Raw genomic sequence first — 14,441 nt, 5'->3', positions numbered from 1 at the left:
ATAAACGACGCCGGGCCGGCCACCCCACAAAGGTGGCCGGCCCGGCGTCGTACGCGTTACAGGCGACCGACTACGGCACGTGCCGTTCGTCCGGGCCGTTGTAAGCACTCAGCGGGCGGATGAGCGAATTCGCGTTCAGCTGCTCCATGAAGTGGGCTGTCCAGCCCGTGATCCGGCTGGCGACGAAGAGCGGCGTGAACATGTTCGTGTCGAAGCCCATGAGGTGGTACGTGGGGCCGGCCGGGTAGTCGAGATTCGGCTTGATGCCCTTGGCCTCATCCATGGCCGATTCGAGCCCGTTGTACAGACCCAGCAGTTCAGGCCGGCCGAAGTGGGCGATCATCTTGTCGAGGGCCGCCTTCATGGTGGGCACGCGGGAATCACCGTGCTTGTAGACCCGGTGGCCGAAGCCCATGACCTTCTTCTTTTGGGCCAGGGCGTTCTCCATCCAGGCCTTGGCGCGGTCGGCGGCTTCCTCGAGCGATTCCTCGGGCCTGATTCCGATCTCGTCGAAGGTGTGCATGACGGCTTCATTGGCTCCGCCGTGCAGTGGTCCCTTGAGTGCGCCGATCGCGCCGGTCACCGCCGAATGGAGGTCGGACAGCGTGGACATGATGACACGCCCGGCGAATGTGGAGGCGTTGAAGGAGTGCTCCGCGTAAAGAATCATGGAGACGTTGAAGGCCTCCACCACTTCCGCGACGGCCTCCTCTCCGAACGTCATCCAGAGGAAGTTGGCGGCGTAGCCCAGGTCATCCCTCGGCTCCACAGGCTCCTGCCCGCGCCGGCGACGCTGGTCATATGCCACCACGGCCGGCATCGCAGCAAACAGGTCAGTTGCCTTGGCCATGTTGGCATCCCGGGAGGAATCCTCCGCGAGCTCGTGGCGGGCGCCCATCACCGATGCGGCGGTGCGGCAGACATCCATCGGGTGCGCCGTCGTCGGCAGGGCATCAATCACCTGCTTGACCACAGGATCCAGAGCCCTTCCGGCGCGCTCGCGGGCCGTAAACTCAGCCAGCTCCTCCTGGGTAGGCAGCTCGCCGTTCCACAGAAGGTAGGCGACCTCTTCGAAGCTGCACCGTGCCGCGAGCTCCTGGACGGGGTAGCCGCGGTACAGCAGTGAGTTCGTGTCGGGATTGACCTTCGAGACTGCGGTGTAGTCCACCACGACGCCATCGAGGCCCTTCTTGATCTCTTCTTCAGCCATGCTGAACTCCTTCGTTCCTTGCGTCCGGTTACCGGCCGGAAGGGCCGGTGGTCCTGCGGGGATTTGGGCGTCAGTCTGTTCCGGGGATCCGGAAGTTGAAGACGCCGGTGTCAAAGCGGTTGTAGGCCTCGTAATCCACCAGGTCGTACAGCCGCGCGCGCGTCAGCATGCTTCCTACCTGTGCCTCCTGCGTTCCGTCGGCCTTAATTGAGTCCAGCGTACGCTCCGCTGCCCCCATGGCACTACGGAGCAGGGTCACCGGATATATCACCATGTTCACGCCCACATTCTGCAGCTGGTCGACGGTAAAGAGGTCGCTCTTGCCGAACTCGGTCATGTTGGCCAGGATCGGCACGTCCACGGCGTCCCGGATGGCCTGGAATTCCTCCAGTGAGGCCATGGCTTCCGGGAAGATCGCATCGGCACCGGCTTCGACGAGGGCCTTTGCCCGGTCTTTTGCTGCTTGGAGGCCTTCGACCGCGCGGATGTCGGTGCGGGCCATGATGAGGAAGTTCGGGTCCCTCCTCGCGTCGGCCGCGGCCCTGATCCGCTTGGTGGCGGTGTCCAGGTCCACGACGTTTTTGCCGTCGAGGTGGCCGCAGCGTTTGGGGTTGAACTGGTCCTCGATGTGGCAGCCGGCGAGCCCGGCGTTTTCGAGTTCCTGGACGCTGCGGGCCACGTTCATGGGTTCGCCGAAGCCTGTGTCGGCGTCCACGATGGAGGGCAGGCCGGTCATCCGGGCGATCTGTCCGGCCCTTGTGGCCACCTCGGTGAGGGTGGTCAGGCCGATGTCCGGCAGGCCAAGGTCATTGGCCAGGACGGCGCCGGAGATGTAGACCCCGGCGAAGCCCTTCTCCTCGATCAGCCGGGCGGAGAGCGGGTTGAACGCCCCGGGGAACTGCTGGATGGTGCCGGAGGCCAGGATCTCCCGCAGCTTGAGGCGTTTGTGTTCCGGGGTTGCGGTGGAGTACAGCATCTAGAACAGCCCCTTGGGCGCGGCGCTGAAATCGATGACGCCCGACGCCGCGGTGATGTTCAGCTGGTCCAGCTCGCCTGCGGCCAGTTCGGGGAGGCGTTCGACGGCGGCAAGGAACCTTTCGATTTCATCCTCCGTTACCAGCCCGGCGGCCAGGGTGCGGAACTTGTTGACGTACTGCTCGCGGGTGAACGGGCGGGCGCCGAGGGGGTGGGCGTCGGCGACGGCGATCTCGTCCCGGATGACGGTGCCGTCGGTGAGGGTGATTTCCACGGACCCGCCGAAGGCCTTCTCGGAGATGTCCAGGGAGTGGTAGCGGCGGGTCCATTCCGGGTCCTCCACCGTGGAGACCTTCTGCCACAGCTTCACCGTGTCGGGCCTTGCTGCGCGGTCGGGGGAGTAGGAGTCCACGTGGTGCCAGGCCCCGTCCTGCAGCGCGACGGTGAAGATGTAGGGGATGGAGTGGTCCAGGGTCTCCCGGCTGGCCGTCGGATCATATTTCTGCGGGTCGTTGGCGCCCGAGCCGATCACGTAGTGGGTGTGGTGGCTGGTCTTGATCAGGACGGACTTCACGTTCGCCGGATCGGTCGCCTCCGGGTGCTCCCGGTTCAGCTTGCGGGCGAGGTCGATCCAGGCCTGGGCCTGGTATTCGGCGGAGTGTTCCTTGGTGTAAGTGTCCAGGATGGCGCGCTTGGCCTCACCGGGCGTGGGGAGCGGAACCATGTAGGAGGCGTCCGGGCCGTCCAGCAGCCAGGCGATCACGCCGTCCTCGCCTTCATAGATGGGAACGGGGGAGGTCTGGCCGCGCATGGACCTGTCCACCGCCTCGACCGCCATCTTCCCGGCAAACGCCGGCGCGTGCGCCTTCCAGGTGGAGATCTCGCCCTTGCGGGACTGCCGGGTGGCGGTGGTCGTGTGCAGGGCCTGTCCGACGGACTGGAAGATCGTTTCGACATCGAGGCCAAGGAGTGTGCCGATGCCGGCGGCCGCGGAGGGGCCAAGGTGGGCGACGTGGTCGATCTTGTGCTTGTGCAGGCAGATCGCCTTCACCAGGTTTACCTGGATTTCGTAGCCGGTGGCGATGCCGCGGATCAGGTCCCTGCCGCTGGAACCGACGTGCTGGGCGACGGCGAGGATCGGGGGAATGTTGTCTCCGGGGTGCGAGTAGTCCGCGGCCAGGAAGGTGTCGTGGTAATCCAGTTCACGGACCGCCACACCGTTGGCCCATGCCGCCCACTCCGGGGAGACCCGCTCGCCGATGCCGAAGACCTTGGCCCCCTTGCCGCCGCTGGACGGGCCATGCGTGAGGGCCTGTGCCCGGGCCGCGACGATCGGGGCCCGGTTCAGCGACGCGATCGCCACGGAGGCGTTGTCGATGATGCGGTTGATGACCATGTCCGTGACGTCGGGCGTTACCTCCACCGGGTCTGCGGCGACCACGGCGATCTTATGGGCGAGCTGCTGTTCGCGCGGGAGGTTTTCCTCGCTCTTATAGACGCGGACGTGGTGTTCCTTAACCATGTGACTCCTTCTGGGCGGATGTGTGGACGGCTTTAACGTGGGAAAGGCTGCGGTGCAGGTGGACGGTGGTGGCCGCTTCGGCCAGCCGGGGGTTGCCGGCCGCTATCGCTTCGGCGATTGCAGCATGTTCCGCTGCGGCGGCCGTGAGCCGGGCCTGATCGTCAGCGGCCAGCCTGCGGACCCGGACCAGGTGGACGCGCAGGCTTCGCATGGCCTGCGCCAGGTAGGAGTTGGAGATCGCCGCGTCAATGGCGGCATCCAGGCGGCCGACGAGCTCGTAGTAGTCGTGCCGTACAGGGTCAGGGGAGTTCAGAAGCGCTGGCGCGTCCAGCAGTTCTTCCTGCAGCTTCCGGAAGACGGCGGCATCGCCGCGCTGGGCTGCCAGCGCGGCAGCCTTCCCCTCGAGGGTTTCGCGGAGCTCAAACAGCTCGTCGATGTCGTCCAGGGAGATATCGGTGACCACGACGCCGCGGCCGCCCGCCGCCGTCAACCCCTCTGCCGTCAGGCGGCTCAGGGCCTCGCGCAGGGGGGTCCTTGAGACACCGAGGCGGGCGGACTGCTCCACTTCGGCGAGTACAGTGCCGGGCAGGAGCCGCCACTCGATGATGTCATCGCGTAATGCAGCATAGGCCCTGTCGCTGGCACGCATGCCGCCTCCTTTCCCGTGGCTTGAATTACCTTGAGTGTATACACACAGTCGAAGTTTGCCTAGATGTTCGGCGCTTTTCCTTAGCGTGATGATCTGCCATGTATACAAACCTCCGCGTCAGCCTGTGTCCTCTAGGTTGCAGATCAGGGCGTTCTGAGCGTTGGGAAGGCCCTGATCTGCTACCCGGTTTTCCTTCAAGAAGTTTTTTGGTCCGGTCCGCAGTGGGTGTGCTTTCCGCCCTTATATTGTCGTAGCCCCCTGTCATGCTGTGGGTATGGATAACGCAGTAGTTGCCGAGACGTTGGAGGCCATCGGTGCCTCTGCTCTTTCGCTGGCTGCTGGGCTGGACCGGGTGGCTGGGCTGGAGCGGGTGGCTGGTCCGGGTCCGCTGCCTGGTGCGGTGGATCCTTTGGGGGATCTGGCGGATGCGTGCCTGGAGGGTCTGGCCGGTGTGGCTGCGATGGAGGCACGGCTGGCGGCGGTGAAGGTGCACCTCGCCGCCGGGTTCGCCGCGGCGGAGGAGGCCATGACTCCACCGGGCGCGTCCGCGCAGGACCGCACCGTCCGGCAGATGTCGGTGACCGCTGAGGTGGCGTGTGCGCTGACCGTCAGCGAAGGGTCGGCGGGATGGTTGCTGGTCGAATCCGCCAAACTCACCCGGGATCTGCCGTTGACGCTGGCCGCGCTCGGGGCAGGGACGCTGTCGTGGCAGCACGGGCGGATCATGTGCGACGAGACCGAGGGGCTGGGCCCGGAAGCGGCGGCGGCGTTTGAGGCGCATTTTTTGGACCCGGACGCGCCGGGGTATGCGCGGGGTTGCCCGGCGGGGGAGCTGACGCCGGCGAGGTTCCGGGCGAAGGCGCGGTATTGGCGGGAACGGCATCATCCGGTCAGCATCGAAAAGCGCCACCACAGGTGTGTGCAGGACCGGCGGCTGGAGTATGCCCCGGACCGGGACGGCATGGCCTGGCTCTCGGCGTATCTGCCCGCGGACCAGGCGGCCGGGATCTGGAACCGCACCACCACCGCCGCCCGTGCCATGCAGGGCCCGGCCGAAACCCGCACCCTGACCCAGCGCCGGGTCGATGCTGCCGCTGCATGGCTGCTCGGCGCAGCACCGGGAGTGGGCGGCACTGCTCAAGGGGACCGGCGCATAGGGTCGGAGCTGGCCGGTCCTGCAGGGTCTGTGTCGGCAGGTGGATCACTTTCCGCAGATTTCGCGTCCGCGGCTTCCCCGTCCAGTGGATCCGAGTCGGCCGGGTCTGCAGGGTCGGTATCGGCTGGTTCCGTTTTGGTCGGTGATGTGCCGTCCCCGACGGCGCAGGTCCTGGTCACGGTTCCGGTGTTTTCGCTGCTCGGCCTGTCCGGGGAACCGGCCACACTCGACGGGCACGGGCCGATCCCGCCATCCATGGCCCGCCGGCTCGTCGCCGACGGCGCAACCTCATTCCTCCGGGTCCTCACCGACCCGCGTGACGGTGCACCCTTGGAGATCGGGCGCACCAGCTACCGGCTGACCAAACCGATGCGCCAATGGCTGCGGCTCCGCGACGCCAAATGCACATTTCCCAACTGCAATAACCACTCCCTGGACAACGACGCCGACCACATCCTCGCCTGGGCCGACGGCGGCGGCACCGGCGTCACCAACCTCGGCCAGCCCTGCCCGAAACACCACAGGCTGAAACACTCGACAGCGTGGCAGCCGGTCGGCGCCACCCGGGACGCCCCACCGGGCTGGATCTCACCGTCGGGCCGGTCCTACCCGGCCGAATACCAGGACTGGGAACCACCAACCTGGCCAGAACCACCGCCCGGCCAAGATTGGCAGGAGCTGCCACCCGGCCAAGACTGGCCGGAGCCACCACGCGGCCGAGACTCGACCGGATCAGCACCTGCTCAGGACTGGCCGGAGCCGCCGGACTGGCTGGAGCCGCCGGACAGGCCCGACGACCTGGATCCGCCGCTGCCTTTGGATCCGTGGCCCTACTGGTCCTCACCCACGGCTGCCTGAGGCCAAGTCTCCGTTCCGGAACCTGCTCTTCGTTCCGGAGCTTGCTCTCCATTTCGGGGTCCGCGCTACATGCCTGTGTAAACGTCAGAATGCCTGACGGGCTCGCCCTCTGCACGGCTGTCCTAAAGCGGGCCGGCCTCTAAATGGCTGTCCCGAACAGGCCCCAGGGGATGATCAGTGCACAGCATCAGAGTGCCTGCTGGTGATCAGGTGCGGGACCAGCGGTATTCGTTCTCGGGGCGGCCCGGTGCGCCGTACCGTGCCGTGCGGGAGACGGTTCCAGCGTCGGCAAGGTACTCAAGGTAGCGGCGGGCGGTTACCCTCGACATTCCCAGGGCCGTCATGACTTCGGTGGCCGAGACGGCACCGGGCTGTTCCTTGATAAAGTCGCGGACGGCGTCGAGCGTTGATGGGGCCAGGCCCTTCGGCAGCGGAAGCTCCGACGGCGCCCGCAGGCTGGCAAACGCCTGGTCCACGTCGCTCTGCGACGCCGCTGCTTTCGCTGATCCCGCCGCCGGTCCCGCAAGCTGCTCGCGGAACTGCCGATAACTCTCCAGTTTGTCCGCGAACGTCGCGTACGTGAACGGCTTGATGAGGTACTGCACGACGCCGATGGAGACGGCGCTGCGGACAATGGCCAGTTCCCGAACGGCTGTGATTGCGATGATGTCGGCGAAGTGCCCGGCGGAGCGCATCCGTCGGGCGATGTCGAGGCCGTGCAGGTCCGGCAGGTTCATGTCCAGCAGAACCAGCTCCACCGGGCTGCCGGCCGCGGAGAACTCGGTGAGCATGCGGAGCGCCGACTGCCCGTCCGGAGCCGTTCCCGCCAGCGCGAAGCCGTCCACCCTGCCCACGTAGGCGGCGTGTGCCGCAGCTGCGACGGGCTCGTCCTCGACGACGAGGACTCGGATGTCTGTCACGTGTGCTCCTCCGGGAGACTCGGTGTGGCCGTGTTGGACGGGGCTGTGCTTGACGGCGATGTGCTTGCCGGGATGGTGTCCGAGGGCAGTACATTGGCAGCGACAGCGGCGGGGAGTGCGATGTCGAAGCGCGCCCCGCCGGCGCTGGAGTTGCTGATGGTCATGGTACCGGCCAGGCGCTGGACGGCCTGTTTCACCAGTGCAAGGCCAAGGCCACGTCCGAAAGGCCCGGCCGCCTTGGTGCTGTACCCGTAGCGGAACACGTCGTCGACTGCTGTTGGATCAATGCCCTTGCCCGAGTCCTGGACTGTGATGTTCAGGCCGCCGCTTGCTGTGTCCACCAGCAGTTCCACCCGCCTGGGGGCCGGCGCGTCGGCGGCGGCGTCGATGGCATTGTCCAGCAGGTTGCCCAGGACCGTGACGAGGTCCTGGACGGCCAGCTCTCCGCTGAGGGCCGGCCCGGATGCCCCGACCACCAGCTCCACGCCGCGCTCGTGCGCTTCCGCCGCCTTGCCCATCACCAGGGCGCTCAGCACCGGCTCCTGCACCGAACCGATCACGTCGTCCGTCAGCTGCTGGCTCAGCTCCAGGTCCTTCGTGGCAAAGTCCAGGGCCTCCTCGGTCCGGCCGAGCTCCATCAGGGAGACCAAGGTGTGCAGCCGGTTGGCGTGCTCGTGGGTCTGCGCACGGAGGGCATCGGAAAGTGTCCGCATGCTCTCCAGCTCCGTGCCCAGGGATTCGATCTCCGTGCGGTCGCGGATGGTGGCAACGGTGCCGAACAACGGTCCCCGCGGCCGTTCGGTGGAGGATCCTGGTCCCACCGCCGGGCGCTGGTTGACCACCAGCACGCCGTTATGGGTGAGGTGGATTTCGTCGTGGGCCGTGCGCCCCGATTCAAAAAGCTCCTTCAGACTGGGCGCCAGGGGCAGGTCGGCGAGCAGGGGGGTCGCGGCATGGTCGTCCTCCGCTTCCCGCGGTTCCAGGCCCAGCAGTTCCGCCGCCTGGTCGTTGTAGATCACCACCCTTCCGGCCGGGTCAATCAGCACAACACCTTCCCGGACCGAATGGAGCACTGATTCGTAGTAGGCGAAGAGCTGGGCCAGCTGCTCCGGACCCCACCCCCTGGTCACCCGCCGCAGGTAGCGGCCAAGAAACCATGACGCGAGCGACCCGCCTGCCAGCAGGGATCCGGATACAGCCAGCAGCGCCGGCAGCCTGCCGGACACGGCCACGTCCACGGTATTGACGGTCACGCCGGCCGCCACCAGCGCGCGGACCCCGCCGCGGGCATCCTTCACCGGGGCGATCGTGCGCACCGACGGCCCCAGCGTTCCGGCCGTGATCTCGGTGAACACGCGGCCCTGCAGTGCCTGCTCGATCGACCCGATGTAGGGGCGGCCTAGCTCCTGGTTCAGCGGGTGGGTCCACCGCGTCCGGTCCGGCGCCATGATGGTGATGAAGTCTGCACCCGAGTCGGCCATGACCTTCAGCGCGTAGGGCTGCAGCTGCGCCGACGGATTCCCGGTGCCGGCGGCCTGCAGGACCAGCGGGTTATCGGCGATGGACGTCGCCAGGGCGCCCATCCGGCGGCCGGCCTCCTCGTAGGCACGGTCCCGGGCGTCCACAAAGACAGCTGTCCCGACAATGGCCGTGAGGGCCAGCATGAACAGCAGGTTCGCAACGAACAGCCGCCTCGCGATGCTCCAGCGGTGGATCATCAACACCTCCCATGACCAATATGAACGCAACGGTGAGCCAAGTCACTCTGTGGCGAATGATGGAAATCACAAAGGACCGACGCGCGGAGCCCAGAGATTGTGCCGAAGCGTCTTCCAGATTATCCATAAGGAGAAACAAGATGGCTTCTCAACGAGGAGAGTCGGCAACGCCGGCTAAAGCCGGGCGTAAGGGTCTCGACAAGTCCCATTACCTGTACATGGCGGTTATCGCCGCGGTCATTCTCGGAGCCCTGGTGGGACTGCTGTTCCCCGAGGTCGGAAAATCACTTAAGCCCCTCGGTGACGGCTTCATCAAGCTGATCAAGATGATGATCGGCCCCGTTATCTTCTGCACCATCGTGCTGGGCATCGGCTCCATCGCCAAGGCCGCCACCGTCGGCAAGGTCGGCGGGCTGGCACTTGGCTACTTCATCGTGATGTCCACGTTCGCACTGGCAATCGGCCTCGTCGTCGGCAACATCATCCACCCGGGTGAAGGGCTGGAGCTCGCACCGTACGACCCCAACAAGAAGGCCGCCACGGACAGCACCGTCGACTTCCTGCTGGGCATTATTCCCGGGGACATTCCGGTGCTTCCCACCCTGCTCGCCGCCATCCTCGTCGGCTTCGCGCTCCAGAAGATGGGCCCGCAGGGCGCGCCGATCCTGAAGGCGATCGGCTACGGCCAGGCCCTGGTGTTCCGCATCCTGATCATGATCATGTGGCTTGCCCCCGTGGGTGCCTTCGGCGCCATCGCCGCGGTAGTCGGCGCCACCGGCTTCCAGGCCATCATCAGCATGTTCACCCTGATGATCGCGTTCTACATCACGTGTGCGCTGTTCATCGTCGTTATTCTCGGCGGCCTGCTGCAGGTGGTCACGGGCGTGAACATCTTCAAGCTCATGAGGTACCTGGCCCGTGAATATCTGCTGATCTTCTCGACGTCGTCCTCGGAAGCCGCACTGCCGCGCCTCATCGCCAAGATGGAGCACCTGGGCGTTTCCAAGCCGGTTGTCGGCGTGACGGTCCCCACCGGCTACTCCTTCAACCTGGACGGCACGGCCATCTACCTGACCATGGCGTCACTCTTCGTAGCCAACGCCATGGGAACACCGCTGGACCTGGGCGCGCAGATCTCCCTGCTGGTCTTCATGATCATCGCCTCCAAGGGCGCGGCCGGCGTTACCGGCGCCGGACTGGCCACACTGGCCGCCGGCCTGCAGGCCCACCAGCCGGCGCTGCTGGGCGGCGTGGGCATGATCGTGGGCATCGACCGCTTCATGTCGGAGGCCCGTGCACTGACCAACTTCACCGGCAACGCCGTCGCCACCCTGCTGGTCGGCACCTGGGTCAAGGAGGTCGACGGCGAACAGGTCAACCGGGTGCTCTCCGGCGAGGCTCCATTCGACGAGCGGACAATGGAGGCGCACCAGCACGGCAGGCTGGCAACGCCTGAACCCGCCGTGGAGGCCAGAGCCTAAGGCCCGACGTCAGTACAGCCATTACCGCCCGCACAGGCCCCGCCTGTGCGGGCGGTTTTCTTGCCGCCCCAACACCAACCTTCGACCTCAGGTACAAGGTAAAGGCTCAACCGCCATCAAAAGTCAAGGTCCATGGATTGCCGTGTCGGGCGCTGTAGCCTTGGGATGGAAGTAGCAGGGGCGCTGGCAGACAGCGGCAGAAAATCACCGTCATCGAAAGTGTGGATTGATACGTGAGCAGCGAACAGGGTTCAGCAACTCTGGAAGGCACGGAACTCGACCTGGAAGACGCCGTCATGGGTCCCACAGGCCGCCCCCACCGCGATTTTCCGGAGCCCGCGCCGCTGTCCTCCCATGGACCGGCCCGCGTTATAGCCATGGTTAACCAGAAGGGCGGGGTGGGTAAGACCACCTCCACCATCAACCTCGCCGCAGCACTGGCCGAATACGGCCGCCGCGTGCTTTTAGTGGACTTCGACCCGCAGGGCGCACTGTCCGCCGGGCTCGGCGTCAACCCCCACGAACTCGATCTGACCGTCTACAACGTCCTGATGGACCGCAAGATCGACATCCGCGAAGCCATCCACCAGACCGGCGTGGAGAACGTGGACCTGCTGCCCGCCAACATCGACCTCTCTGCGGCGGAAGTCCAGCTCGTCAACGAGGTGGCCCGCGAACAGGTCCTCGACCGTGCGCTGAAGAAGGTGGAGGACGAGTACGACGTCGTGCTCATCGACTGCCAGCCTTCCCTCGGCCTGCTCACCGTCAACGCCCTCACCGCGGCCCACGGCGTGATCATCCCGCTTATCTGCGAGTTCTTTGCCCTGCGCGCGGTGGCCCTGCTGGTCGAAACCATCGACAAGGTCCAGGACCGCCTCAACCCGCGGCTGCAGGTAGACGGCGTGCTGGCCACGATGTACGACGCCCGGACGCTGCACAGCCGCGAGGTCATCAGCCGCCTGGTGGAAGCCTTCGGGGACAAGGTCTTCGAAACCGTCATCAAGCGCTCCATCAAGTTCGCCGATGCGACCGTGGCCGCCGAGCCCATCACGAGCTACGCCGGAAACCACGTCGGTGCCGACGCCTACCGCCGCCTGGCCAAGGAACTGATTTCGCGCGGCGGCGCGCCCTAGCCCGAAAATGACCGCAGAGCCGGCAGCGCCCCCCGCCGAGGCCAGGCGGTCCGGCTTCGAAGTACGCCTGGCCAACTTCAGCGGACCCTTCGACCTCCTGCTGGGTCTGATCACCAAACACCAGCTGGACATCACCGAGGTGGCCCTTGCCACGGTCACCGACGAGTTCATCCGGTACATCCGTAACCTGCAGGAGCTGGGGGAGGAGTGGGCGCTTGACGAAGCCAGCGAGTTCCTCGTCATCGCAGCCACGCTGCTGGACCTGAAGGCAGCTCGCCTGCTGCCCGCAGGCGAGGTGGAGGACGACGACGACATCGCCCTCCTCGAGGCACGTGACCTTCTCTTTGCCCGGCTGCTGCAGTACAAGGCCTTCAAGCAGGTCGCCGCGCTGATGGACGCCACACTGGAACTCGAAGCCCGGCGCTATCCGCGGCAGGTCGCCCTCGAGGAACACTTCGCGGCCATGCTGCCGGAACTGGTCTGGAAGCACAGCCCCGCACAGTTCGCGGCGTTGGCTGAGGCGGCACTGAAGCCCAAGGACCCGGCGCCGACGGAGGTGGGAGTGGCCCACCTGCACGGGAGCGCGGTGAGCGTCCGCGAGCAGGCCGAGCTGATTGGGCTGAGGCTGCAGGACGGCAGACCCCTGACCTTCCGGGCCCTGATAGCCGACGCCGAATCCACGCTTGTTGTGGTGGCCCGCTTCCTGGCATTGCTGGAGCTGTTCAGGGACCAGGTGGTGGCCTTCGACCAGCTGGCGCCGCTGGGGGACCTGACAGTGCGGTGGACTGCGGCCGGCACCGGCTGGACCGCGGAGCACCTGAGCGAGGAATACGAGGACCAGCAATGACGGATCCATTTGAGGGCCGGGAACGCGCCGCGCTTGAGGCGGTGCTGATGGTTCTGGACGAGCCCACCTCTGCCGCCGACCTGGCCGCCGGACTGAACCTGACGGTGGCCACCGTCGAGGCGCTGCTGCTGGACCTGCAGCGCGACTATGACGGCTATACTGTTAAAGCCCCGGATATGGAAAATGGCAGTAATGGACCTAAACCTGATGTCGCTTCCAGCCCCCGGGGCTTTGAATTGCGGAACGTCGCCGGCGGCTGGCGCATCTACTCGCGGGCTGAATTCGCTGACGTTGTCGGTGCATTCGTCCTGGAGGGGCAGACAGCCAGGCTGACCCAGGCGGCGCTTGAGACGCTCGCCGTCATCGCGTACCGGCAGCCGGTATCCCGGGCAAGGGTGTCCGCAATTCGTGGAGTCAATGTTGACTCTGTTGTGCGGACGCTGACCCAGCGGGGACTGATCGAGGACGCCGGAACGGATCCGGAGTCTGGCGCTGTCCTGTACCGCACGACGTCGTATTTCCTTGAACGCATGGGAATCGGCTCGGTGGCTGAGTTGCCTCAGCTTTCACCGCACCTTCCGGGGCTTGAAGGAATTGAAGAGTTCTACGACGCCGGAAGAATGTAGGCGGCACGCCTGCGACGCAGTTTTTACCAGGGCAGATTTATTCTGCACGGCTGGCTAGTGTTGTCTTTGGACAACCTTTGACGGTCAAAATCACAGAGGACGGGTCATGACACAGGCGGGACGCCAGGGTTCACCACGTAACAGCTCCGGACGTAAAGGTCCAGAGCGCAACGCCACGCGCGGCGCAGCACAAGGCCGCGGGGCAGTACAGGGCCGCGGCGCAGGCGCCGGGAAGCGCGACTTCCCCAAGGGCGGCGACCGTCCGTTCGGCGACCGCACCTACAAGGCCAAGCCCCGCGAGGAGCGCTTCGTCGATCCCGACGAGGCACCTGCCGGCCGCCGGCCCGCGGGCGACTGGAAGCCGGGCGCCAAGGCTCCCGCACCCAGGACAGGTGCACCCAAGGCCGGCGCGCGCAATGCCGCCGCTTCCCGGAAGCCCGGGGCCAACAGGGCCCCCGGGACCCCGGGCGCGCTGAAGCCCAAGTCGGGCGCTCCCAAGGCTGCGGGTTCGCGCGCCTTCGGCAGCGAACGCTTTGGCCAGAACCTGGGACCGGTACGCCGGCCCTCCCGTACGCGCGGTCCCCGCGCCGAGGTGCCGCAGTCCGAAGTCCACGACGCCGACGGCGTCCGCCTGCAGAAGGTCATGGCTTCCGCCGGCGTCGCTTCGCGCCGCGTCTGCGAAGAGATGATTGCCGAGGGCCGCGTGGAGGTTGACGGCAAGATCGTCACCGAGCTCGGCGTCCGCGTCGACCCCAAGACCGCCGTCATCCACGTGGATGGCCTGCGCATCCAGCTCGATGACACGCTGGTCTACATGGTGTTCAACAAGCCCAAGGGCGTGGTGTCCACCATGGAGGACCCCGAGGGCCGGCCGTGCATCAGCGACTACATCCGCAACAACCAGGGTGAGCGGCTCTTCCACGTGGGGCGCCTTGACGTTGCCACCGAAGGGCTGCTGCTGCTGACCAACGACGGCGAGCTGGCCAACCGGCTGACCCACCCGTCCTACGAGGTGCCAAAGACGTACCTCGTCCAGGTCCGCGGACCGTTCCCCCAAGGCATCGGTTCGCAGCTCAAGGATGGCATCGAACTCGAGGACGGCTTCGCGTCCGTCGACTCCTTCCGTCTGGTGGACTCGACCCCGGGCCACGTGCTGATCGAGGTCGTGCTGCACTCCGGCAAGAACCGCATCGTCCGGCGACTGTTCGACGCCGTCGGTTTCCCGGTGCTGCGCCTGGTGCGCGTCAAGGTCGGTCCGATCGGCCTGGGCGACCAGCGCCAGGGAAGCATCCGCAATCTCGGCAAGCAGGAAGTCGGCCACCTGCTGGCATCCGTGGGGCTGTAAG

12 protein-coding genes are annotated in these 14,441 nt (G+C 66.2%); 6 read left to right on the top strand and 6 right to left on the bottom strand.

Annotated features, from left to right (window positions below; genetic code table 11):
* Nucleotides 1-70: 70 nt before the first annotated feature.
* The 4 genes from ABIE00_RS15845 to ABIE00_RS15830 form a co-directional block, all read right to left on the bottom strand.
* Entirely contained in the window at nt 71-1,210 is a 1,140-nt protein-coding gene (locus ABIE00_RS15845; RefSeq protein WP_354261721.1) for a bifunctional 2-methylcitrate synthase/citrate synthase, read from the bottom strand.
* Nucleotides 1,211-1,280: 70 nt separating this feature from the next.
* Nucleotides 1,281-2,186, bottom strand: coding sequence for a methylisocitrate lyase (prpB, locus tag ABIE00_RS15840; protein WP_354261720.1), 906 nt, complete (start codon nt 2,184-2,186; stop codon nt 1,281-1,283).
* Nucleotides 2,187-3,707, bottom strand: coding sequence for an MmgE/PrpD family protein (locus ABIE00_RS15835; RefSeq protein WP_354261719.1), 1,521 nt, complete (start codon nt 3,705-3,707; stop codon nt 2,187-2,189).
* Nucleotides 3,700-4,356 (bottom strand): GntR family transcriptional regulator, encoded by a 657-nt coding sequence (locus ABIE00_RS15830; RefSeq protein ID WP_354261718.1) that lies wholly within the window; start codon nt 4,354-4,356, stop codon nt 3,700-3,702. Before ABIE00_RS15830 ends, ABIE00_RS15835 begins: the two co-directional genes overlap by 8 nt.
* Nucleotides 4,357-4,630: 274 nt before the next feature.
* On the opposite strand from ABIE00_RS15830, the gene ABIE00_RS15825 reads away from it, so the two are divergent.
* Complete coding sequence (locus tag ABIE00_RS15825; protein WP_354261717.1) at nt 4,631-6,370, top strand: HNH endonuclease signature motif containing protein; 1,740 nt, start codon at nt 4,631-4,633, stop codon at nt 6,368-6,370.
* A gap of 206 nt (nt 6,371-6,576) precedes the next feature.
* Here the strand turns inward: ABIE00_RS15825 and ABIE00_RS15820 are convergent, their stop codons facing one another.
* Together ABIE00_RS15820 and ABIE00_RS15815 are read right to left on the bottom strand one after the other, a co-directional pair.
* Nucleotides 6,577-7,290 (bottom strand): response regulator, encoded by a 714-nt coding sequence (locus ABIE00_RS15820; protein WP_331573591.1) that lies wholly within the window; start codon nt 7,288-7,290, stop codon nt 6,577-6,579.
* Complete coding sequence (locus ABIE00_RS15815; RefSeq protein ID WP_354261716.1) at nt 7,287-9,008, bottom strand: sensor histidine kinase; 1,722 nt, start codon at nt 9,006-9,008, stop codon at nt 7,287-7,289. The genes ABIE00_RS15820 and ABIE00_RS15815 overlap by 4 nt, the downstream gene beginning before the upstream one ends.
* 140 nt (nt 9,009-9,148) lie before the next feature.
* Between ABIE00_RS15815 and ABIE00_RS15810 the strand changes: the two genes are divergently transcribed.
* From ABIE00_RS15810 to ABIE00_RS15790, 5 genes are all read left to right on the top strand, one after another.
* Complete coding sequence (locus tag ABIE00_RS15810; protein WP_354261715.1) at nt 9,149-10,489, top strand: cation:dicarboxylate symporter family transporter; 1,341 nt, start codon at nt 9,149-9,151, stop codon at nt 10,487-10,489.
* A 233-nt stretch (nt 10,490-10,722) separates the two neighbouring features.
* Nucleotides 10,723-11,622, top strand: a complete 900-nt coding sequence (locus ABIE00_RS15805; RefSeq protein WP_003801831.1) for a ParA family protein — start codon at nt 10,723-10,725, stop codon at nt 11,620-11,622.
* 7 nt (nt 11,623-11,629) lie between these two features.
* Nucleotides 11,630-12,469 (top strand): segregation and condensation protein A, encoded by an 840-nt coding sequence (locus ABIE00_RS15800; RefSeq protein WP_354261714.1) that lies wholly within the window; start codon nt 11,630-11,632, stop codon nt 12,467-12,469.
* The gene (gene scpB, locus ABIE00_RS15795; RefSeq protein ID WP_354261713.1) at nt 12,466-13,095 is read left to right on the top strand and encodes an SMC-Scp complex subunit ScpB; all 630 of its coding nucleotides are present in this window, start codon (nt 12,466-12,468) and stop codon (nt 13,093-13,095) included. The genes ABIE00_RS15800 and scpB overlap by 4 nt, the downstream gene beginning before the upstream one ends.
* 106 nt (nt 13,096-13,201) lie before the next feature.
* Nucleotides 13,202-14,440, top strand: a complete 1,239-nt coding sequence (locus ABIE00_RS15790) for a pseudouridine synthase (protein ID WP_354261712.1) — start codon at nt 13,202-13,204, stop codon at nt 14,438-14,440.
* The last annotated feature ends 1 nt before the right edge of the window (nt 14,441 follow it).

It is taken from the genome of Arthrobacter sp. OAP107, assembly GCF_040546765.1.
Classification (GTDB): Bacteria; Actinomycetota; Actinomycetes; order Actinomycetales; family Micrococcaceae; genus Arthrobacter.
Note: the sequence above shows the minus strand (reverse complement) of the source record. Positions and strands in the feature narration are given on the sequence as shown.

Excerpts from the sequence above, each read along its gene's own strand:
- ABIE00_RS15845 (WP_354261721.1), bottom strand. The coding sequence starts at position 1,210 with ATGGCTGAAGAAGAGATCAAGAAGGGCCTCGATGGCGTCGTGGTGGAC.
- prpB (WP_354261720.1), bottom strand. The coding sequence starts at position 2,186 with ATGCTGTACTCCACCGCAACCCCGGAACACAAACGCCTCAAGCTGCGG.
- ABIE00_RS15835 (WP_354261719.1), bottom strand. The coding sequence starts at position 3,707 with ATGGTTAAGGAACACCACGTCCGCGTCTATAAGAGCGAGGAAAACCTC.
- ABIE00_RS15830 (WP_354261718.1), bottom strand. The coding sequence starts at position 4,356 with ATGCGTGCCAGCGACAGGGCCTATGCTGCATTACGCGATGACATCATC.
- ABIE00_RS15825 (WP_354261717.1), top strand. The coding sequence starts at position 4,631 with ATGGATAACGCAGTAGTTGCCGAGACGTTGGAGGCCATCGGTGCCTCT.
- ABIE00_RS15815 (WP_354261716.1), bottom strand. The coding sequence starts at position 9,008 with ATGATCCACCGCTGGAGCATCGCGAGGCGGCTGTTCGTTGCGAACCTG.
- ABIE00_RS15810 (WP_354261715.1), top strand. The coding sequence starts at position 9,149 with ATGGCTTCTCAACGAGGAGAGTCGGCAACGCCGGCTAAAGCCGGGCGT.
- ABIE00_RS15800 (WP_354261714.1), top strand. The coding sequence starts at position 11,630 with ATGACCGCAGAGCCGGCAGCGCCCCCCGCCGAGGCCAGGCGGTCCGGC.
- scpB (WP_354261713.1), top strand. The coding sequence starts at position 12,466 with ATGACGGATCCATTTGAGGGCCGGGAACGCGCCGCGCTTGAGGCGGTG.
- ABIE00_RS15790 (WP_354261712.1), top strand. The coding sequence starts at position 13,202 with ATGACACAGGCGGGACGCCAGGGTTCACCACGTAACAGCTCCGGACGT.